Origin of the sequence: Rhizobium sp. PL01 (assembly GCF_033447125.1) — a bacterium.
Lineage (GTDB): Bacteria > Pseudomonadota > Alphaproteobacteria > Rhizobiales > Rhizobiaceae > Pararhizobium.
Genome location: NZ_JAWQUM010000010.1, coordinates 170,853 through 190,594, shown reverse-complemented (window position 1 = coordinate 190,594; position 19,742 = coordinate 170,853). Strand labels below are relative to the sequence as shown.

The window sequence follows — 19,742 nt, the reverse complement described above, 5'->3', positions numbered from 1 at the left end:
CTAAATCATAAGCAGGCTTGTTCGCAGGACCGGCTGATTAACAGCCGGTCCTGCACAGACACTCCAAACCGCACGGAGGGCACGCGGTCAGCGTCTAATATTTGCCTTCGTCTTCGAAGATGGCCTTCCAATCGGTGACCAGGCCATCAAGCGCGTCCTTTGCCGTGCCCTGCCCGGCAATGACATAGTTGTGGAAGCGTTTCTGGGACGCCTGCAGCAGCGAAGCATAGGAAGGCTCGGCCCAGAAATCCTTCACGATCGCCATGGAATCGAGAAAGGTCTGAGCGTAGGGCTGGCTCTTGGCAAAGCCCGGGTCTTCGACGACCGCGCGCAGCGCCGAGTAACCACCCAACTGCCACCATTTGGCCTGAACGTCAGGCTGCGCAAACCACTTGATGTATTCCAGTGCGGCAGCCTGTTTTTCGGAGATGGCAACGACTGAGATGCCTTGGCCGCCAAGCTGAGCAAACTGCTTGCCGTCAGGGCCGGCCGGGTTCGGGAAATAGCCCGACTTGTCGCCACCGACATTGGGGTCGGCGTTGATGCCAGGCCAGGTAAACGCGAAGTTCATCTGCAGTGCGACCTGGCCGGATTTATAGGCGTCGATATTCTCCGACATGTAAGCGTCGGATGATCCGGGAGGAGCGCAGCAGTCATAGAGTTCCTTGTAGAATTCCAGGCCCTTGACCGACTTCTCCGAATTGACAAAACCTTCGAGATCGTAGGGCTTGTCGGGGTTCTGGTATTCGAACCCGTAGCTGTAGAGCACATCCATCGCACCCATGGTGATGCCTTCGGAACCGCGCTCGGTATAGATCGCGGCGCCATAAACCGTCTTGCCATCGATCACGCGGCCCTGGAAGAATTCCGCGATATGCTTCAGTTCCTCGAATGTCTTCGGAACGGCAAGATCGTGGCCATACTTCTGCTTGAACTCGGCCTGCAGTTCGGGCCGCGAGAACCAGTCCTTGCGATAGCTCCAGCCGACGACGTCACCGAAGGCGGGAAGCGCCCAATAGTTTGGCGTTCCCTTTGGCCACTCGGAGTAGCCGGTCACAGTTGCCGGAATGAAATCGCTCATCTTGATGCCTTCTTTGTCGAAGAAGTCATTGAGCTTTACATACTGGCCGTTTTCGGCCGCGCCACCGATCCACTGGCTGTCGCCGATCATCAGATCGCACAGCTTGCCGCCGGAATTCAGCTCATTGAGCATGCGGTCTGCGAAATTCGGCCAGGGAACGAACTCGAAGCTCATCTTATGGCCGGATTTGGCCTCGAAATCCTTGCTGAGCGCCACAAGTGCATTGGCCGGATCCCAAGCGGCCCAGCACAAGGTCAAGTCTTCGGCCTGCGCCGACGTTGTCGCTGCCAGCGACATGAGCCCGGTCACAACGCCAGCAGCCAGTGCCGACTTCACATATGAATTCGTCATGAAATCTCCTCCCATGCGACACTCCGACCTCCATCGGCATGTGTCTGAACGCTCTCGGCGAGCGCGACCGAGGACGCACTCATCAAGCCGCCCTCCCCTCCAACAACCGGCTTCATTCCTCAGTCGACCGTCGTTGACATGATATAACTGAGGTGCGCACCTCAATGCAAGAGTATTTTGAGGTGCGCACTTCAATTTCTTGCTTTTTTGCGCATACTGTTGGAAAACGTGGTTGGGACAACTGGGAAACACGGAAGAAAATAGATGATACGACCCACTGCGAAGGATCTGGCGGACGCCGCAGGCGTTAGCTTGGCCACGGTTGATCGTGTGCTGAACGACAGGCCGAATGTCAGCGTCCGGGCGTCGCGGAAAGTTCATGAAGCAATTGAAAAAATTGGCTTCGTTCGCAACCTTGCGGCTGTGGCCCTCGCCCGCAATAAAATCTACCGGTTCCGCTTTGTCCTGCCGAGCAAGGGGGATCAGTATCTGCAGGAATTGCTTCAGCGTGTGGCGGAAGCAAGCCGGACCCTCAAATCCGATCTGACAGAGATTACTGTCGATCAGATTGCAACCGACGACCCTTATCATCTCTCACGGCATCTGGCTGCGATCGAAACAGAGGTCGATGGTGTCGCAGTTATGGCGCCGGAATCACCCCAGGTACGCGACGCACTGAACCGTCTGATGATGCGCGGAATTCATCTCGTGCAGTTCCTGTCCGGACAGGAGAAGCTGAAGGCTGCCGACTTTGTCGGTGTCGACAACTTTGCGGCGGGTGCGACGGCCGGCAAGATCATTGGCCGTTTCCTCGGCAAGGAGCCCGGCAAGATCATGGTCGTCGCCGAAACCATGGTGGCGCGAGACAGCATCGAACGCCGCCGCGGCTTCGACAGCATCATCAACGAACAATTCCCGCACCTCAGAGCCCTGCCGTCCCTCGAAACCTACGGCGACGAGACCCGGGCGGCGGCCATCATCCAGAATGTCGTCGAGCGTAACCACGACATCAAGGCAGCCTATATTCTCAGTCCGGAAAGCCGGGTCCCTGTTTCAGCGATATCGCAACATGCCGACCTGCAAAAAGTGACCGTTGTCGTCCACGAGCGGACACCCTTCAGCGAGGAAGCCCTGCGCAACGGCCGCATTGACACAATCATCGCACAGGACCCCGGTCACGCCGTCCGCAGCGCCATCCGCATCATGCGCGCCCGCGCCGACCTGCGCGACCCGATCGCAGCCCAGGAAAAGATCAGAATTGAGGTCTTGCTGAAGGAAAACCTTTAAGCAGGCCCAGCCAGTGAAAGTGATGTCAGCCTGTCACAGCACGCCTGCGAAAACGGTCCAAAGACTTGTCGGCGAAACAGCGCTGTTGCGGTTCGCTGCCTGTGGGCGGGTCATTGCACAGCCCACCGACGCAACAGGGCTTGTCGACTTCCCCTATAACTCTGAGCAATTACATGCACGTCACCCCCTCGAATGAAGTGCTGGCGACAACGACCTTTTCCGGCAAGCATGCCTACTGTATCGACGGCGTCGTCATGCCGGCCGTGTGGAAGCGCAAATACGGCAAGGGACGTGTCTTTTATTTGTGGCTCGGACACCAAGCCAAGGAGTTCAACGTTTCGGAAATCAGACCGATATTCCGCCTCGGTGCAAATTGGGCCGTCCCGGTAGCGAAATTGTGTTGCAACTTGAGTATAGGAGAGCGCTTCTAACGTCGAGCACGCAGTGTCAACGACAATGAATGCTCCGGTACGATGAACAGTCCGTCGAAGTTGTCTATGTTTTGGCAATTTAAAACAGGGCAAGTTGGATCGTCGCGTGTAGGGATATTCTTCCACTCTGCATACTGGTTGGCATCACAATATCAGCTGTTGCGAATGAAACGATCGTAGAGCGGCAGGCCTTCAGGAGAGGTCCAGCGGAAGATTACTGCACCACGCTGGTGGACGGTATCCCGGGATTGTTCGCACGTTATCGAAAGCGGATTCACACGCGTCAGTGCCAAGGATGGTGTGGCACCAAGGGCGACTGGGAGGTGACGAGAAGTCACTTCATAATCACACCCTATGCGTCAACCGGATAACTTGCCCTTCAAAGCTTGGTTCCACCGCGCGCCGCAGATAATGTCGGCGTCGATGCAGGCAATTGGCGATATCCGATCCGTCGTCTCGAAAGGATCTGAACCGGCTGCCCGTAAACTCTCGCCGAGGGCGTGCCTTGGTCGCTGATAGATCTCCCTGTTGTAGCCCGATACAGTTCACGCAACTCTTTTCGCGCCCTCGATTGATGTCACGTCTCCAAGACAATCTGCAGCTTGACGTCGGTCGGCCGTGCCTCGACCGCACGGTCGAACGCCTTGATTGAGTCTTCGAAGGCGAAGGTTTCCGAGATCAATGGAGTGAGATCGACACGACCCGATGCGAGCAGTGCGATCGAGCGCTCGTACTGGTGGGCGTAACGAAACACCGTTTCGATCCGGACTTCCTTGGTGGTGGCTAGCGACACATCGAAGACAACGGGATTGACGGGAAGACCAACGGCAACGATCACCCCGCCAGGACGAACGAGTTGCATGATCGTCCCCCAGGCCTTTGGCGAACCAGAGCATTCAAAGATTACGTCCGCGCCCCAGTCATCGGTCAACCGGTTGATTTCCAAGGCGAGCTCCGTTTCGGTGATATTGACGGGGATGACGCCCTGATACCGGGCGGCGATATCAAGCTTCGGCTGGGCGAGATCCGCCACGATCGCACGTGCACACCCCCCGGCAAGTGCGGCAATTGCCACCATGGTGCCGATCGGTCCTGCGCCAAGGATGACAGCCGTATCGCCCGGCATGATTTTAGCCTTGGTCGCCGCCTGCATACCCACTGCGAAGGGCTCGACCATGGCGCCTTGAGCGAAGCTGACATTATCCGGCAGCTTGAAAGTAAAGTTTGCTGGATGAACGACTTCAGATGTCAGAACGCCGTGGACAGGAGGCGTTGCCCAGAAAGCAACCGCCGGATCGATATTGTACAGCCCAAGCCGGCTTGCCTTGGAATTCGGATCGGGAATTCCCGGCTCCATACACACACGATCACCAACCTTTAAATGGCTTACGCCGTCCCCGACGTCGATCACCGTGCCTGCGGCCTCGTGTCCGAGCACCATGGGCTCATTGACAACAAAGGGACCAATCTTGCCATGGGTGTAATAGTGAACATCTGAACCACATACGCCAACAGTATGGATCTTGATTTTCACGTGCCCGGGTCCGGTGCTCGCCGGCAAGTCGATATCACGAAGCGTCAATTCGTGCTGACGTTCTAAAACAAGTGAACGCTGCATTGCCATTTTCATCTATCCATTGATCTGTTTCTGCTTCCAAAGCCGAGGATATATCCGCCCCAGCGTGTTGCAAGGCCGGAATCGGCTGGTGTGGCCATGCCGTCTACCCTCGCCGCAACGGCGAGAAGAAAATAACGTTGTCTTTTCAACGGTGTATTTGTATCGAAGAATCATGCCGGCCATCATCTGCGGTGATGACGACGCCATTGATCGCTCTGCCGGATTCGTAGATCCGACGTCTGTGGAGGCTTTAGCAAGAAACAGAGAGACCACGTTCAGCGATATTTCCTCAGCCATCGATGCCCAGAGGAACCACCTGACTGCTCTGGATGTGGCAATCGGCGGTGCGGACCACGGAGATCACCATGTCACTCGGATTCAATGCTGTGAAGAATGAACTATCCAGCATGGACCTCGACGTTGCGACCGCTTCCGCCGTGGTTACACGTGCTGCCGCGGCATTCCTGAACGCTCTGGGAACATCGACCGCGCCCACTCTATGCAAGTGCTTTTCTAAAAGCAGCAACAATTATGTTCGCTGCCAAACCAGGTCGCGACGATCGAAGCGATGACGTCCGGCATACACGAGCGCGGAAACGGACAGCGCGGCGACAAGACCATGTTGAATGCGTGGCTTCCGGCAACAGAGGACGCCATGAAGGCACTTTCGAACGGCGCAGATGCTCTCGCTACATGGACGCACCTTCCCGATGCAGCGGCGGCCGGCGCCAATGCCAAGCGTTCAATGGTCGCAGCCAGAGGAAGAGCAGCCCGGCTTGGCGAACGCTCGCTCGGCCATACAGATCCGGGAGCTGCATCTGCGGTGATCATCCTTCAAGCCATGATGAAAAGCCTTGTCGATGCCCCCATCGCTGAAGACACGCATTTTTTACGATTTTCAGTCAACACGCTTCCAGACCTTTTACCATGCGCCGAAAATACCATCACGATGCGCTGGGCCCCGGCGCAAGCGTTGTTGCAAACGGAAATCTCGGCTTATCGACGCCTTTTCACAGCGGTAACAGCCGTAATTGATGCGTATATTGCGATCATTGCCGTTAAGCCGGCAAGAGCAGCCGCTAAACCAGACACCTTTCTAGGAGTTTGCGCATTCTCGCGCGAGCCCACCATGCCTGACATGCGGTCACGAAGATGGACAACATAGACAGTCAACCGGCGCAGTTCCTCAGAAGCTGAGAGACCGTCGGCGCGTTTTAAGATTCTGTCCGTCGGATAAACACCGTCGTGCGGATTGCCTTCATCGCTTTCAAGTTCTGCAAAATAATCCTCAAGATCGTTTCCCCGACCAGATAGGTACCGTTTACCGGTGCTTTTACTGCCGCCTTGCATCACGAACTCCTCTCCCACTTGCCCTCAGACAACGCGCGACCGAAATAAAGGATGCGAATGTTCAAGCAAAAAAGAACCGCCGCCCTGAAGAAGGACGACGGCCAGTGACCTGAGTAGGCTTTTATCGGATGTAAAGCTTGAACACTTCTGGAGCGTAATAGTACCCGTCGCTGTGTCGTCGGTAACCGCGGCGGTGTTCGCGATAGCCACGGTGGCCATTCCAGTAGCCGCGGCGCTTTTCATGCCGATCGACGCGGTCATGTCGGCGATCATTTCGCTTCCAATCCGGCTTACCCTTATCGTGATGTCTATACTGCGCAAGCTCGACATTCGACGCCGTAGCGAGTGCCGGTGCGAGTGGTACTGCAGAGGCTGCAGTGAAGGTCGTTAACCCGACAATGGCTGCGATTGTGGCCGCGCCGATGGTCTGGATGGTCTTTCTCATTATGTGTCCTTTGCAGTGATGGCTCCAGGTGAACCAAGCCGATGTGAACTCGGCACACAGAGAAAAGTTTCCTATCAACACAAAAAAACCGCCGTTCTCAGGCGGCACTTTGCCGGCGAAATCCGCAAGCGGTCCGACGCTTGGTGAGAAATGTTGGCACCTCGACGAGGTCGTCATCTCATTGGCGCGCAGGACCATTGGCTCTGGTGGGTTGCCGACCAGGACGGCGTCATTCTCGACGTGCTGGTGCAGAGCCCCCGCAATACAAGGCCGCCAAATGGCTGATGTGAAGGCTTCTTAAACGACAGAAGCGGTCGCGGCACGCCATGATCGCCGGTTTAAACGTGCGAGAAGCGGCCGACCGAGTGAAATTCGGCAAAACTGCGCTTTTCCAGGTTGTTGGTGATCAGTGTTCGAGCCGTAAGATTGCCGTTCAGCGCTGCGAAGAGAGACGTCTTTCATCACGTCAGGCGACGCTAAACCATGGCTTTTGGGGCCTCTTCCAATTGGACTTACGGCAGCCCAGCCATGATCGTGGTTTTTCCGGGATACGCTCCGTTTTGAAAAACTCTTCTCCTTCTGAAGCGAAACGCAGAATCTTTCGCCCAAGACAAAATCTATAATACCCATAGACTATATCAATAATTTTTTTCTGCGCTCATTATTTGGAGGACATCATGCCCAGAACGCAATCCAATCCCGTCGCAATTGGCGTCAAAGCCGTTGACTTCGAACTGTCCGACGCAGCGGGTCAGATTCATCGACTGACGGATTTCTCCGACAAGCCAGCATTGCTTGTTGCCTTTATTTCCAATCGCTGTCCTTTCGTTGTTCTTCTTCGTGAAGCGTTTGCTCAGTTCGGACGCCAATACGAAGCCAACGGGCTACAGATTATCGCGATCAACAGCAACGATGCGGCGGCCCATCCGGAAGAAACGCTGGAGCGGCTGGGTCAGGAAGTCGAACAGTACGGATACACGTTCCCTTACCTCAAGGACAGTTCTCAGGACGTGGCCAAGGCCTATGGCGCCGCTTGCACGCCAGACTTTTTCCTTTTCGATGCCGACCGCAAGCTAGTCTATCACGGCCAGTTCGACGATGCCCGACCAGCCAACGGCAAGGACGTCACCGGCGCCGATTTGCGTGCTGCAGTGGATGCCGTGCTTTCCGGCGCCCGCCCGGCAAACAATCAGATTCCCTCGATCGGCTGCAATATCAAGTGGGAACCGGGTAACGAACCGTCTTGGTCTTCGCAAGCCGCCTGAAGTCATGAAGCCGGCGGCAGAGATGCCGCCGCCCCTCCCCCGGAACAGTTGTCGAGATACGGAATGTCGTTGCAACAGAAAGATCCTAGCGGGTCCGATCCTCTTCATTTGAAAGCAGATGTCCTTATCATTGGCGGTGGCCCTTCCGGAGCGTGGGCGGCGCTTGCCGCGGCCGAAAACGGCGCCAAGGTGGTGTTGGCCGATAAGGGGTATCTAGGCACCAGCGGCGCAACGGCACCGTCCAACACCGGAACATGGTGCGTGGCACCCGGCGAGGATCGCGCCCAGATCGTCGAACGGCGATGGCAGCGCACCGCTGGCTTGGCTGATCCCCGCTGGATGCTACGGTGTGTGGACCGAGCCTATGAAAACCTCCTGAAGCTCGTCGAATGGGGGTATCCCTTCCCGAGCGAGGACGATGGCAAGCTTTATATCGCCAATCTGCGTGGGCCGGACTATATGGCATTCATGCGCCGCCGCGTGCTTCTGGCCGGCGTCACAGTGCTCGACCACCATCCGGCGCTTGAACTCCTTTCCAACGGCGAAGCCGTAACCGGGGCCGCGGGGGTCGATCGCCAACGAAATCGCGACTGGCGTGTCGATGCGCGCGCTGTGGTGCTTGCGACCGGCGGCTGCGCCTTCCATGAGCGTATCCTCGGAGCCACGGGCCTGACCGGCGATGGCTACCTGATGGCGGCGGAAGCGGGCGCGATCCTGTCCGGCATGGAATTCACCGGCAAGTACACGCTTGCGCCACACGGCTCGTCACTGAATAAGGGTCTGCCCTTCCGCTGGGCGACCTTCTACCGCCAGGATGGCACGGCGATCCTCACCAGCGATGGTGAACCTCTGCGCAACGGCATCGGCGAGCGCGAAAAGGAAATAGCCCGGGCCATGATCGAGGCTCCAGTCTATGCGCGGATGGATCAGGCAGAGCCTGCATTGCAGGATTGGCTTCGGCAAGGTCAGCCCAATTGTTTCGTGCCCTATGTGCGTATGGGGATTGACCCTTTCAAGGATCTTTTCCGCGTCACTTTCAAGGCGGAGGGCACGGTGCGCGGCACCGGCGGTATTCGCGTTGCGACCTCCGACTGCGGCACCGACGTGCCCGCTCTCTATGTGGCGGGCGATGCGGCAAGCCGCGAGAATATGACCGGTGCGATGTCTGGCGGCGGAGCCGTCAACTCATCTTGGGCGATTGCCAGCGGCTGGTGGTCCGGCCAGGGCGCATCGCAATTTGCCAAACGCCACGACCAAAGGACGGTTTTTCGCTCGATCTCCAGGCCACTCGGCGAAGCGGGCCTGCGACCAGTTGGCACGACGAAACCCGGCATGACGGCGAGGGAGGTCATCGCTGCCGTACAGGCCGAAGTCCTGCCGCTTGAGAAAAACTATTTTCGTGATGGCAATCGCCTTGAAGCAAGCCGGCAGACCCTCGACATGCTGTGGTGTGATGTCCGTCATCATCTGGCCGGCACCGGCGTCGATCGCTACCGCGCCCGAGAGGCCGCGGCGATTGCCGCAACCGGCCGCTGGTCGCTGAACGCGGCGCTAGCGCGCCAGGAAAGCCGAGGCATGCATCGGCGTGCAGATTTCACGGCCAACAATCCTGCTTTCACCCGCCCCATCCTCGTCAGCGGCACCGACGATATCCGCGTGCAGGCAGCCCCACCCGCACGCCACGGCAAGGAACGTGCATCATGATCGAGGTGATCTCGCAAAGCCGCTGCATCGAATGCGACATCTGCGTCAAAGTCTGCCCGGCCAATGTCTTCGACATGACCAATGGCGTTCCGGTGATCGCCCGGCAGGACGACTGCCAGACGTGCTTCCTGTGCGAGATCTACTGCCCGACAGATGCGCTTTACGTGGCCGAGTATGCCGACGGGCCAGTCGCCATCACTGAGGCAGAGATCGAGGAGCGTGCGCTGTTTGGCAGCTATTCCCGCGCGCTCGGTTGGAAGCGCGGCAAACCCAACGGCACCCAATTCGACCCGACCCACCGCATCCGCGTCGCTCAAGTCTGAGATCGAAGGAGACCAAAGTTATGGACCGCATCACAGTTACCGATGTCCACAAGTCATTCCCGTTGAAGCCCGGACAGTTCGTGACCATCGACGGCCAAGCCTCCGACAGCGTCACCGTGCTCGACGGGGTCAATCTAACGATCCGCAAAGGCGAGTTCGTCACCCTGGTCGGCCCGAGCGGCAGCGGCAAGTCGGTCCTGCTGGACGTCATCGGCGGCCTGACACAGGCAACCAGTGGCAAGGTCGAGATCGACGGCAAGATCATTACGAAGCCCGATCCGAAGACCGGCTACGTGTTCCAACAATACGCCCTGTTCCCTTGGCGCACTGCCCTCGCCAACATCGAATATGCGCTGGAAGTGCGCGGCGTCGGCAAGCGCGAACGGACTGAAAAGGCACGTTACTTCCTATCGCTCTTCGGTCTGTCCGGTTTCGAAGACCGGTTTCCCAACCAGCTTTCCGGGGGCATGCAGCAGCGTGTTGCGATTGCCCGGGCGCTCGCCGCCGATCCGGAAGTGCTGTTGATGGACGAGCCCTTCGCAGCGCTCGATGCCCAGACCCGGGAAATCCTGCAGAGCGAGCTTTTGCGCATCTGGGAAAAGATCAACACCACCGTGGTTTTCGTCACGCACTCGATCGACGAGGCTATCTACCTCGCCGACCGGATCGTCATCATGACCGCCCGCCCGGGCCAGGTCAAAGAGATCTTCGACATTGATCTGCCGCGTCCGCGCGACGGCGATATCCGCTCAAGCACCGCGTTCAACGGCCATCGCGGCCGCATCTGGGAAGCGCTGCGAGACGAAGTGAACAAGGCGCAGAAGGACTGGGCGCTTTCGCCCGCCTACGCGGCCTGAAGACCAGACGCTGCTTCAAGATGATGGGAGGCCAAGATGGCTTTTATAACTGACAAATCCGGCTTCGTGCCTGCAGTGACGTTGCGGTCTCGTGACACCTTTAAAGCAGCACCCGCGCGCCGGAAAAGCCGCGCGCTGCATCTGGGCACGTTTGGATACGGCGTCCCATTGCTGATAACGTTCTTCATATTCTGGGAGATCGCACCACGGCTTGGCTGGCTCAATGCGATCTTCTTTCCGCCGCTGAGCGAGGTTCTGACTGCTTGGTATGCGATGCTGCTGGACGGCACGCTGTCAGCCAATATCGGCATCAGCCTCCAGCGCGCCTTCATCGGCTTTGCACTGGCGCTTGTTTTCGCTATCCCGCTCGGCTTCCTGATGGGGCGGTATTCAACCTTCGAAAAGGTGTCAGACCTTCTCGTCCAGACGCTGCGCAACACCTCGCAATTTGCCCTTTTACCGGTGTTCATTCTCCTGCTCGGTATCGGGGAAGCCTCCAAGATCGCCATCACGTTCTACTCGTCGATCTTCTTCCTATTGATCAACACCATCAGCGGCGTGAAGTCGGTTGATCCACTGCTTTTGAAGGCTGCCCGGTCCATGGGGACATCCGATCTCGACCTGTTCGGCAAGGTCATCCTTCCTGCCAGCATTCCGCATATCGTTGCCGGTGCGCGGCTTGCGGTGAAATCCTCGATCTTCGCAGTGATAGGCGCTGAAATGCTCGCGGCCAAATCCGGCCTCGGATACCTGATCCAAAACTCCCAGCTGATGATGGAAACGGCCGACATGTATGCCGGCATCCTGACGATGACATTCATCGGCCTGATCGTGAATTACCTGCTCGTGTGGTTCGAGCGCTGGGCGACCAGCTGGAAGAGCCCATCGGAAGCATCTCCGCACTGAATTCCCCGACCCCATAAACAACCGTCAAAGGACGATCATGAGCACTACCTTCACCCAACTGCGCCGCAACCTGCTGAAGGGTCTGGCCTTGTCCGTTCTCGGCGTCTCGATGCTCTCAGGCGCAGCCCTTGCCGAAGACAAGCCGGATATTATCCGCATCGGCACCACGGCGCCGGGTCACCTGAAGTTCATTCTGGGCCGCCATAGCGGCGCATTCGAAAAAGAATTCGCCAAGGACGGCATCAAAGTCGAACTGGTCGCTTTCACCAATGGTGGATCTGAGGCCCTGACCGCACTTGCGACCGGAGCAATCGAGGTGACCTACACCGGCAACAATCCGGCCCTGCGCGCCGCGGCCCTGGGCGCCGATGTCCAAGCAATCGGCCTTTCGAGCTTCACCAAGAGCTCGTCAACCACGATTATCGTCACGCCGGATTCGCCGATCAAGACGGTCGCTGATCTCAAGGGCAAGAAGGTGGCTTTTCTGGCCGGTACTGTTCGCCATTCGGTGTTCTCCAAGGCGCTGAAGACGGCGGGCCTCACCACGGACGATGTCGAACCGCTCAACCTCGATTTTGCCGCGTCAGGTCCGGCGCTGATTCGGGGTGATATCGATGCTGTCGTCGAATCCGACAACTCGACATCCAAGCTTGTCGAAAAAGGCGAAGCGCGCGTCATCCTCGACAGCAACAAGTATCCGGAATGGTCGGCGCCCTTCATCATCTCCGTGAACGGCGAATTCGCGAAGAAATATCCCGATCTCGTCAAGCGCCTGCTTAAGGTCGACATCCAGCTTGCACGCTGGGCTGACGCCAATCCTGAAGACACCATCAAGATTTTCGTTGAAGAAACAAAGACTTCGGAAAAATCGGTGCGCACCACCTACGCGGATGGCAAATTCTACCAGGACCCGCGCATTACGCCCCAGGCCATTCAGGCGCTGAAGGATGAAGAAGCCTTTATGCTGCAAGCCAAATTGCTCAAGGGCTCGGTAAAATACGATACATGGGTCAATACGCGCTATCTCGATGCGGCCTACAAGGAGGTCGATTCTAACCAGTAAAATCGCTGCACCGTTTCGGCTTCGCCGGTCTGCATTGCGTGCAGCCCGGCGAAGACGTTTTTTAGCTTCCTGCATTCCAAGACGTTCATGACATCCGTTGTAACCGACCAGCCACTGACGCCCGAGCCTCAAAGCCGCAACTTCATTCTATTTTCCATCGCCCAATGCGTAAGCTTTGCAGGCGACTGGATGCAGAAGGCGGCGGTCGGCTGACTTGTGTGGGAGTTGACCACGTCAGCCGCGTGGGTCGGAACGATTGCTCTCTCCGATCTTATTGCCGCCTTGTGGGTCGCGCCGCTTGCCGGAACGGTAACCGATCGGAGCAATCCCTACAGGTTGATCTGGCTGACGCAAGTGCTCGCCATGGCAAACTCCTGCCTCATCTGGCTGCTGGTGGTGGTCAGCGTCGTTTCACCGTGGCTCCTGCTGGCCTGGGCGGTGATCGATGCAACGTTGCAAGGTTTCAACCAGCCGGCCCGAATGATGGTGACCGGCGCACTCGCGCCTCACGGACGCGTCTCGCAGGCGATTGCGGCCAACTCGATCGCTGCCAACATCGCTCGAAGCATCGGTCCGATGATCGGCGGCCTCGTGATGGTACATTCCGGCGTCAGCGACGTGTTCCTCCTCAATGCCGTTTCCTTCATCGCCATCATGGCCGTCCTTTTGCATGTCCGGCCGTGGATTGATCGGCCGGGGCTTGCAGCGCGATCATCACATTTCACGGGTGATATCGTCTCAGGCTACCGCTATATTCTTCGGACCCCACATGTGGCGGTCCTGTTTGCGCTTACCCTATCCTTCTCTCTTCTGGCCCGGCCCTTCACCGAACTTTTCCCCGCACTGGCCGGCGGCACCTTCGAGGGAGGGCCCGATACACTCGGTATGCTGATGGCCGCGCAGGGTGTGGGTGCGCTGTTCGGTGCCGGCTGGATGTTGAAAAAGCGTACGCTGGGTATGTCGGTGCGCATCACGTTTGCGGCAGCCTGTGGCATCGCCCTGTCGCTGACGCTTTTTTCACTGACGGATACGCTCGGCTTCGCATTGCCGCTGATTGCGTCTGCGGGCCTTTTTCACGTCGTCTGCAATATCGGCATGCAAACCATGGCGCAGACGATGAGCGAGCCGGCGATGCGTGGCCGCGTTCTGGCCCTTTACACCCTGGTTTTCCGCGCGGGACCCGCACTTGGCGCCTTTCTGATCGGCTATGCAGCGCATTGGTTCGACCTCAAGGTGTTGATTGGCCTTGCTGCAGGCATGTTCCTGGTTGGTATCGTTTTCACGATCCCCACGGTCCAACGCGTCTATTTTTCCAAACATGCGAACCAACAACCCTGGGGGATCGACAAATGACCGTCGTCAATATCGGAGAGAACGCCGAAACGCCCCCATCACCCGGTCAGTCGCGACTGATTGCCTTCGTCGTCGCGATCTCCTTCTTCATGCAGATGCTCGATTCGACCATCGTGGTAACATCTCTGCCCCAGATGGCCAGATCGTTCGGCGTCGAGCCGGTGGGAATGAGCATCGGGCTAACAGTTTATATGCTGACGATGGCCGCCTTCATTCCGCTTTCGGGCTGGTTGGGAGAACGGTACGGCGCACGCAATGTCTTTCTGGCTGCAATTGCAATCTTCATGATCTCGTCGCTCTTTTGTGGCTTATCCTCGTCCCTGGCCGGATTCACCACGGCCAGAGCCTTCCAAGGGTTTGGCAGCGCCTTGATGAACCCGATCGGCCGCATGATAGTTCTGCGCAACGCGCCTAAATCGGAACTGGTCAATGCCGTCGCATTGATCACGTGGCCGGCCTTGATAGCACCGGTTATCGGGCCAGTGCTCGGTGGCTTCATCACCACCGCCTTTGGCTGGCATTGGAACTTTTTCGTCAACATTCCCATTGGCATCGCCAGCCTTGTTCTCGTCTGGCGCTTCGTGCCGCAGCAAAAAGATACCGGTTCGAGCAGGCTGGACGTCCTTGGCTTCATCCTCTCGGCTCTGGGCCTTACTCTTCTGCTCGCCGGCCTGGAATGCTTCGCTCATGGCACGGTGACCGCACTCCAGGTAATCTCATTGCTCTCCGTCGGCCTTTTGCTCTCGGTACAGGCCGTCCGCCACTTTCGAAGGACTCCCAACCCGCTTCTCGACCTCTCGTCTTTTGCCATCCCGACATTCGCATTCTCGACATTGTCGTCCGGTACAGCGTCGAGGCTTGCGATCAATTCCATGCCTTTCCTCATTCCCTTGTTTTTCCAGGTAGGCTTCGGTCTCAATACGATCGCCACCGGAACTTATATCTTTGTCTATTTTGCCGGAAATCTTGCGATGAAGTCCGTTACAACCCGGCTTCTGCGCCGGTTCGGTTTTCGAGCCGTTCTCGTCTTCAACGGCCTGCTCGCGTCAACTTCGATCGCGGCGTTCTCCGTCTTGTCACCGGAGACACCGGAGCTATTCATCCATGCACTGCTGTTCGTCGCAGGACTTTCCCGTTCCATGCAATTCACCGCCCTGAATACCGTCGGCTTTGCCGACATCACGGCGTCACAACGAAGCTCGGCATCGACGCTGTCGAGTATGCTGCAGCAACTTTCCATGGTGCTTGGCATCGCGGTCGCCGCGGCAGTGCTCAACGTGTCGCAGCTTTGGCGCGGCGGCGCTTCCTTGGCTCTCGTTGATTTCCGGTGGGCATTTGTTGCAATTGCTGCAATTGGGACGGCTGCATCACTCAGTTTCCTGGGATTGCACGACAACGCTGGTGCCGAAGTTTCGGGTCACACGGGTACCTGACCATTATTTCAAACCCGCACGGATAGAGAACGCCTTAATGCTAAGGAATCGGCTCGTCGTTTATTCAACGAGAAAATAATCCCCGGTTTAAGCGGCTATTGCAAATCGTCACCGCGACGGAATACAAACCGTAGACCTGCGGATACAAGGTTGCCGTCAAAGATAAACATCTTTTGATATCAGTCACTTGAACTTATCGACATTGATAAGGCAAGTTATGGATCTTGCCTGCCTTATCGATTTAACGGAACCTCTCCATTCGACACTTTGCAACTGTGCGCTGTCGAGCCTCCATTTATATCGCGTTCTAGTCACGCACAACGCAGCAGTCCGCGTAGACTTTCTATAGACACGTCTCAACCGTAGTGGCTCGCTCGCAAGTGTCCATGTCGCACGATCCCTATGATCTGGGGGTGCTTGTTAAGCCGAATATGATTGCTGGAATTCACACGAAAACCTCGACAAGAACAATACCAGTTTACCCGCTGAAAAAAAATTTGCATAAGGAGGCTCTCTCTTCAGCAGGTAATCCGGTGGGCGATCAAACGATTCTAGACTTCCTTACAACAGCACTTGCAGCCAAAAGCAGCGAGCCGCTGTATCGCAAGCTGGAAGATGCAATCAAGGCGGCGATCGGTGCGGCGCAGATCAGGCGTGGCGCTGTCATCCCAAGTGAACGCACCTTATGTGAGGCGCTTGGCATCTCTCGCGTTACCGTGCGCAAGGCGATAGACGGGCTGGTTTCCGATGGCTTTCTCGACCGCCGTCACGGCGCCAAGACGGTCGTTTCTTCGCGCCTGGAGAAGTCGCTTGCCACGATGACAAGCTTTTCCGAAGACATGCGTTCGCGCGGTCTGGAACCCGGATGCGTGTGGATTGCACGCGATATTTCGCGCCCGTCGCCGGCCGAAATGATGGCTCTGGGCATTTCGGGCAGCGAAAAGGTCGTCCGTCTCAAGCGTTTGCGGACGGCCGACAATACACCCATCGCAATTGAAATTGCCACATTACCGGCCCTCTTCGTGCCGGATCCGCAGGCGATCCAGGCGTCGCTCTATGAGTATCTTGAAGCAAATGGAGCCCTGCCCGTCCGCGCATTGCAGCGCATGCAGGCAAAGCCAGCGAGCGAAGAAGAACGCCGCCTGCTGGGCACGCCCGAAGATACCAGCCTACTGATCATGGAGCGGCGCTGCTTTCTTGCCGATGGGCAAATTGTCGAGTTCACGCAAACCAAATATCGCGGCGACATCTACGACTTCGTCATCGAGTTGATGCGATAATACCAGTTAAAGGCCTGTTGCAATCTGGTCTTGTCCTGTTACCGTGACGGTACAACAGGAGAGCCGGACGTGCCGATTGACATCCAAGCCTTGAAGAACGGGTTAATCGTATCGTGCCAGCCGGTGAAGGGCGGCGCGATGGACAATGCTGTGATGGTCGTTGGCTTCGCGCTGGCGGCGCTGGATGGCGGCGCTTCAGGGCTGCGTATCGAATCCGCCGACTATGTCCGCGCCGTCCGCGATGCCACAGACAAGCCGATTATCGGCTTGGTCAAGCGCGACCTCGACGACACGCCGGTGCGCATCACCCCATGGCTTGACGATGTCGACGCACTGGCCGGAGCAGGCGCCGATATCATCGCTTATGACGCCACCCAGCGCATCCGGCCCGTCGACACCAAAACACTGATCGACCGCATCCATGAGCATGGCCGTATTGCCATGGCCGACTGCTCAGTCATTTCGGACGCCGAGCAGGCACTTGCGGAAGGGGCCGAGATTATCGGTACCACGCTTGCGGGCTACACCGGTCCGGTCGAACCCACGGAACCCGATTTCGCGCTCATTACGTCAGTGTCCAAGCTCACTCCCCACGTCATCGCCGAAGGCAATGTGCGCACCCCCGAACAGGCCGCAACGGCACTTGCCGCCGGTGCCTTCACGGTCGTTGTGGGTTCCGCCATCACCCGGCCGGAACACGTGACGTCCTGGTTCCGCGCCGCCCTCGACGAAACCCTCACCTCGGCCAAGGGATGATCGGCATGGCGCACCCAGACAGGATCCTCGCACTCGACATCGGCGGGACCAAAATGCTGGCTGCACTGGTGCAGGACAGTACACTGTTGGAAACGCGCAAGATGCCGACGCCGCGCAGCGGCGATCCCCGACAGTGGCTCGAGGCGCTGTTCGCAGCGATCACGCCGTGGCAAGGCCAATATGCCGCCGTCGGTGCTGCCGTCACCGGTATTATTGATGATGGCCGCTGGTCGGCGCTCAACCGCAACACGCTCGACATCCCCGAGCATTTTCCGCTAGCCCTGACAATCAGGCAACTTTTGGGCGTTCCGGTTCTCGCTGCTAATGATGCGCAGGCCGCAGCCTGGGGCGAACACCGTTTTGGTGCCGGGCAAAACGACGATATGGTCTTCCTGACCATCTCTACCGGTATCGGCGGCGGCATCATCGTCAACGGTAAGCCGATGTTCGGGCTTGCCGGTCATTTCGGACAGTTCCGTGTAGCCGATCATGTGGCCGGCACATTGGAGGATCAAGTCTCTGGCCGCTGGATCGCCAGCCAGGCGGCACAACATCGGCCCGGCGCCACGGCACGCGACGTTTTCGAGGCCGCCGCCGCCGGGAAAGAATGGGCAAAAATCATCATCAACGGGTCGGCGCGCCAGACGGCCCAGCTTTGCCGTAATATCCAACTCGCACTCGATCCTCCCCGCATCGTCATCGGCGGCGGCATCGGGCTTGCTCCCGGTTATCTTGAAGCTGTCCGACAAGCACTTGAAGACCTGCCGCTGCGGCTAAAACCAAAAATTCACGCTGCCGCACTGGGGGAAAGTGCCGGCGTCGTGGGCATCGCCGATCTTGCAAAAACCCAACCAAAAAACCAACATAGAGGAGAACTGACATGACATTTTCGACAATCAGAAAAGGCGGCCTTCTCGCCATCGCCATCGCCAGCCTCATGGCAAGCCCCGCATTCGCCAAGGTGACCGTGCTGGGTTGGCCAGGCGGTCCTGAAGAAACGGCATTGCGCGCCGCTGCCGACGTCTACAATGCCAAACCCGGCATCGCTGAAAACGACAAGGTAGAGCTGCTGTTTTTCAACCGCGAGGGCTTCTGGGACAAGCTGCAGGCAGACCTTGCCGCTGGCTCTAAGGCCTTCGACGTCAATCTGCTTGCGACTTATTCCATTGGCCGTTACGCGCCGTTCATGGAGCCGGTCGAGCTGTCAGGCGAGGCAGCATCCGTCTATGGCGATTCCGTGCTGAAGACGATGCAGTACGAAGGCAAGCAATTCGGCGTTCCAACCGACCTTTCAATGCACTTCATGTACTACCGCACGGACCTGATTGACGCCCTGATGAAGGACGACGCTGCCAAGGCGAAGTATGCAGAGATCTCCGAAAAGCACCTCGGCAAGAAACTGGCGCCGAAGAGCCCTGACGAATGGACCTGGGACGATTACGCAGCGACTGCGCTCTATTTCACCCAGGGCGTCAACCCCGACAGCCCGACGCGCTACGGCACGGTCCTGCAGCTCAAGAACCTGCTGTTCAACATGATGGTATTCCAGTCGCTACCGCGCGCATATGGCGGTAACTGGATGGATGAGGCCGGCAAGATCACAATCAATTCAGATGCCTATCGCAAGGGGCTGGAAACCTACAAGCTGCTCTACGATGCGGGCGCCACGCCACGCGATTCACTGTCTTACGAATTCGCCGAAGCCAATGCCGCCTACACATCGGGCCAGGTTGCCGCGATGATGCAATGGAACGCTGCAGCATCGGATCTGACCAACAAGGAAAAGTCGCCCGCCGTTGCTGAAGTAACAGACACCGTTGCCCCGCCGGCCGGCCCGGAAGGGCGCTTCACCCACATCCATGGTCTCGGCTTCGGTCTCAACAAGAACGCTGAAAACAAGGCCGGCGCCCAGGCCTTCATCAAGTGGCTTTCCTCTAAGGAAGCCGCGCTGACCTACGCCAGAAACAACGGCGCACCGGCGCTGACGCCGGGTGTCGTTGCCGAGGTCGCCAAGGAGCGGCCCGACCTCGTCAAACTTGGCGAGTTCGCCTCCAAGTACGGATATGTCATGAACGGCGGCACCTCCGCCAAGGCCCTGTCCGTCTACGAGCTGCAGGCCAAGGAGTTCACCGGCTATTGGTCCGGCCAGCAGTCGCTTGATGACACCCTTGCCAAGACCGAGAAGGGTATGACCGAGTTGCTCAAATAGCAAAAACAGATAGCGGCGGCATCGCCGCCG

The 19,742-nt window shown here is 57.8% G+C and carries 15 protein-coding genes and 5 pseudogenes; 16 read left to right on the top strand and 4 right to left on the bottom strand.

Annotated features, from left to right (window positions below; genetic code table 11):
- Positions 1 to 94: 94 nt before the first annotated feature.
- Complete coding sequence (locus tag R6X40_RS22800) at positions 95 to 1,432, bottom strand: ABC transporter substrate-binding protein (protein ID WP_318416309.1); 1,338 nt, start codon at positions 1,430 to 1,432, stop codon at positions 95 to 97.
- 267 nt (positions 1,433 to 1,699) lie between these two features.
- On the opposite strand from R6X40_RS22800, the gene R6X40_RS22795 reads away from it, so the two are divergent.
- Together R6X40_RS22795 and R6X40_RS22790 are read left to right on the top strand one after the other, a co-directional pair.
- Positions 1,700 to 2,719 (top strand): LacI family DNA-binding transcriptional regulator, encoded by a 1,020-nt coding sequence (locus tag R6X40_RS22795; protein WP_318416511.1) that lies wholly within the window; start codon positions 1,700 to 1,702, stop codon positions 2,717 to 2,719.
- Positions 2,720 to 2,831: 112 nt separating this feature from the next.
- Positions 2,832 to 3,150: pseudogene (locus R6X40_RS22790) on the top strand (ThuA domain-containing protein); the annotation flags it as partial.
- Here the strand turns inward: R6X40_RS22790 and R6X40_RS22785 are convergent.
- Together R6X40_RS22785 and R6X40_RS22780 are read right to left on the bottom strand one after the other, a co-directional pair.
- Positions 3,147 to 3,488 (bottom strand): annotated as a pseudogene (locus R6X40_RS22785) (hypothetical protein). The pseudogenes R6X40_RS22790 and R6X40_RS22785 sit on opposite strands and share 4 nt — an antisense overlap.
- A 239-nt stretch (positions 3,489 to 3,727) precedes the next feature.
- Positions 3,728 to 4,774 carry an NAD(P)-dependent alcohol dehydrogenase gene (locus R6X40_RS22780; RefSeq protein ID WP_318416307.1) on the bottom strand — a complete coding sequence of 349 codons (1,047 nt, stop codon included), beginning with the start codon at positions 4,772 to 4,774 and terminating at the stop codon, positions 3,728 to 3,730.
- A 235-nt stretch (positions 4,775 to 5,009) separates the two neighbouring features.
- On the opposite strand from R6X40_RS22780, the pseudogene dhaL reads away from it, so the two are divergent.
- Positions 5,010 to 5,630 (top strand): annotated as a pseudogene (gene dhaL, locus R6X40_RS22775) (dihydroxyacetone kinase subunit DhaL); the annotation flags it as partial.
- A 609-nt stretch (positions 5,631 to 6,239) separates the two neighbouring features.
- Here the strand turns inward: dhaL and R6X40_RS22770 are convergent.
- A complete protein-coding gene (locus tag R6X40_RS22770; RefSeq protein ID WP_318416305.1) occupies positions 6,240 to 6,563 on the bottom strand; it encodes a hypothetical protein in 324 nt (107 codons plus the stop codon).
- A 154-nt stretch (positions 6,564 to 6,717) separates the two neighbouring features.
- Here R6X40_RS22770 and R6X40_RS22765 point away from each other — a divergent pair.
- The 13 genes and pseudogenes from R6X40_RS22765 to R6X40_RS22705 all read left to right on the top strand — a co-directional run.
- Positions 6,718 to 6,833, top strand: a pseudogene (locus R6X40_RS22765) (DDE-type integrase/transposase/recombinase); the annotation flags it as partial.
- Between the two features lie 407 nt (positions 6,834 to 7,240).
- Positions 7,241 to 7,828 carry a thioredoxin family protein gene (locus R6X40_RS22760; RefSeq protein WP_318416303.1) on the top strand — a complete coding sequence of 196 codons (588 nt, stop codon included), beginning with the start codon at positions 7,241 to 7,243 and terminating at the stop codon, positions 7,826 to 7,828.
- Positions 7,829 to 7,891: 63 nt separating this feature from the next.
- Complete coding sequence (locus R6X40_RS22755) at positions 7,892 to 9,532, top strand: FAD-binding protein (protein ID WP_318416301.1); 1,641 nt, start codon at positions 7,892 to 7,894, stop codon at positions 9,530 to 9,532.
- The gene (locus R6X40_RS22750; RefSeq protein WP_318416299.1) at positions 9,529 to 9,855 is read left to right on the top strand and encodes a ferredoxin family protein; all 327 of its coding nucleotides are present in this window, start codon (positions 9,529 to 9,531) and stop codon (positions 9,853 to 9,855) included. The genes R6X40_RS22755 and R6X40_RS22750 overlap by 4 nt, the downstream gene beginning before the upstream one ends.
- A 20-nt stretch (positions 9,856 to 9,875) precedes the next feature.
- Positions 9,876 to 10,712: an ABC transporter ATP-binding protein gene (locus tag R6X40_RS22745; RefSeq protein WP_318416298.1), complete on the top strand. Its 837-nt coding sequence runs from the start codon at positions 9,876 to 9,878 to the stop codon at positions 10,710 to 10,712.
- A gap of 36 nt (positions 10,713 to 10,748) precedes the next feature.
- Positions 10,749 to 11,618, top strand: a complete 870-nt coding sequence (locus R6X40_RS22740; RefSeq protein WP_318416296.1) for an ABC transporter permease — start codon at positions 10,749 to 10,751, stop codon at positions 11,616 to 11,618.
- 34 nt (positions 11,619 to 11,652) lie between these two features.
- Positions 11,653 to 12,681 carry an aliphatic sulfonate ABC transporter substrate-binding protein gene (locus tag R6X40_RS22735; protein WP_412178445.1) on the top strand — a complete coding sequence of 343 codons (1,029 nt, stop codon included), beginning with the start codon at positions 11,653 to 11,655 and terminating at the stop codon, positions 12,679 to 12,681.
- 87 nt (positions 12,682 to 12,768) lie between these two features.
- Entirely contained in the window at positions 12,769 to 12,894 is a 126-nt protein-coding gene (locus R6X40_RS22730; RefSeq protein ID WP_318416292.1) for a hypothetical protein, read from the top strand.
- Between the two features lie 12 nt (positions 12,895 to 12,906).
- On the top strand, positions 12,907 to 14,034 hold the full coding sequence (locus R6X40_RS22725) for an MFS transporter (RefSeq protein WP_318416291.1): 1,128 nt from the start codon (positions 12,907 to 12,909) through the stop codon (positions 14,032 to 14,034).
- Complete coding sequence (locus R6X40_RS22720; RefSeq protein ID WP_318416289.1) at positions 14,031 to 15,467, top strand: DHA2 family efflux MFS transporter permease subunit; 1,437 nt, start codon at positions 14,031 to 14,033, stop codon at positions 15,465 to 15,467. The genes R6X40_RS22725 and R6X40_RS22720 overlap by 4 nt, the downstream gene beginning before the upstream one ends.
- Positions 15,468 to 15,853: 386 nt before the next feature.
- The gene (locus R6X40_RS22715; protein WP_318416288.1) at positions 15,854 to 16,747 is read left to right on the top strand and encodes a GntR family transcriptional regulator; all 894 of its coding nucleotides are present in this window, start codon (positions 15,854 to 15,856) and stop codon (positions 16,745 to 16,747) included.
- Positions 16,748 to 16,885: 138 nt separating this feature from the next.
- Positions 16,886 to 18,387 (top strand): annotated as a pseudogene (locus R6X40_RS22710) (putative N-acetylmannosamine-6-phosphate 2-epimerase).
- Positions 18,384 to 19,712 carry an ABC transporter substrate-binding protein gene (locus R6X40_RS22705; RefSeq protein ID WP_318416286.1) on the top strand — a complete coding sequence of 443 codons (1,329 nt, stop codon included), beginning with the start codon at positions 18,384 to 18,386 and terminating at the stop codon, positions 19,710 to 19,712. Before R6X40_RS22710 ends, R6X40_RS22705 begins: the two are co-directional and overlap by 4 nt.
- The last annotated feature ends 30 nt before the right edge of the window (positions 19,713 to 19,742 follow it).

Bases quoted from the DNA above. Each gene is read 5' to 3' on its own strand.
- R6X40_RS22730 (WP_318416292.1), top strand. From the start codon at position 12,769: ATGACATCCGTTGTAACCGACCAGCCACTGACGCCCGAGCCTCAAAGC.
- R6X40_RS22800 (WP_318416309.1), bottom strand. From the start codon at position 1,432: ATGACGAATTCATATGTGAAGTCGGCACTGGCTGCTGGCGTTGTGACC.
- R6X40_RS22705 (WP_318416286.1), top strand. From the start codon at position 18,384: ATGACATTTTCGACAATCAGAAAAGGCGGCCTTCTCGCCATCGCCATC.
- R6X40_RS22770 (WP_318416305.1), bottom strand. From the start codon at position 6,563: ATGAGAAAGACCATCCAGACCATCGGCGCGGCCACAATCGCAGCCATT.
- R6X40_RS22740 (WP_318416296.1), top strand. From the start codon at position 10,749: ATGGCTTTTATAACTGACAAATCCGGCTTCGTGCCTGCAGTGACGTTG.
- R6X40_RS22755 (WP_318416301.1), top strand. From the start codon at position 7,892: ATGTCGTTGCAACAGAAAGATCCTAGCGGGTCCGATCCTCTTCATTTG.
- R6X40_RS22780 (WP_318416307.1), bottom strand. From the start codon at position 4,774: ATGGCAATGCAGCGTTCACTTGTTTTAGAACGTCAGCACGAATTGACG.
- R6X40_RS22720 (WP_318416289.1), top strand. From the start codon at position 14,031: ATGACCGTCGTCAATATCGGAGAGAACGCCGAAACGCCCCCATCACCC.
- R6X40_RS22745 (WP_318416298.1), top strand. From the start codon at position 9,876: ATGGACCGCATCACAGTTACCGATGTCCACAAGTCATTCCCGTTGAAG.
- R6X40_RS22750 (WP_318416299.1), top strand. From the start codon at position 9,529: ATGATCGAGGTGATCTCGCAAAGCCGCTGCATCGAATGCGACATCTGC.
- R6X40_RS22715 (WP_318416288.1), top strand. From the start codon at position 15,854: ATGTCGCACGATCCCTATGATCTGGGGGTGCTTGTTAAGCCGAATATG.
- R6X40_RS22760 (WP_318416303.1), top strand. From the start codon at position 7,241: ATGCCCAGAACGCAATCCAATCCCGTCGCAATTGGCGTCAAAGCCGTT.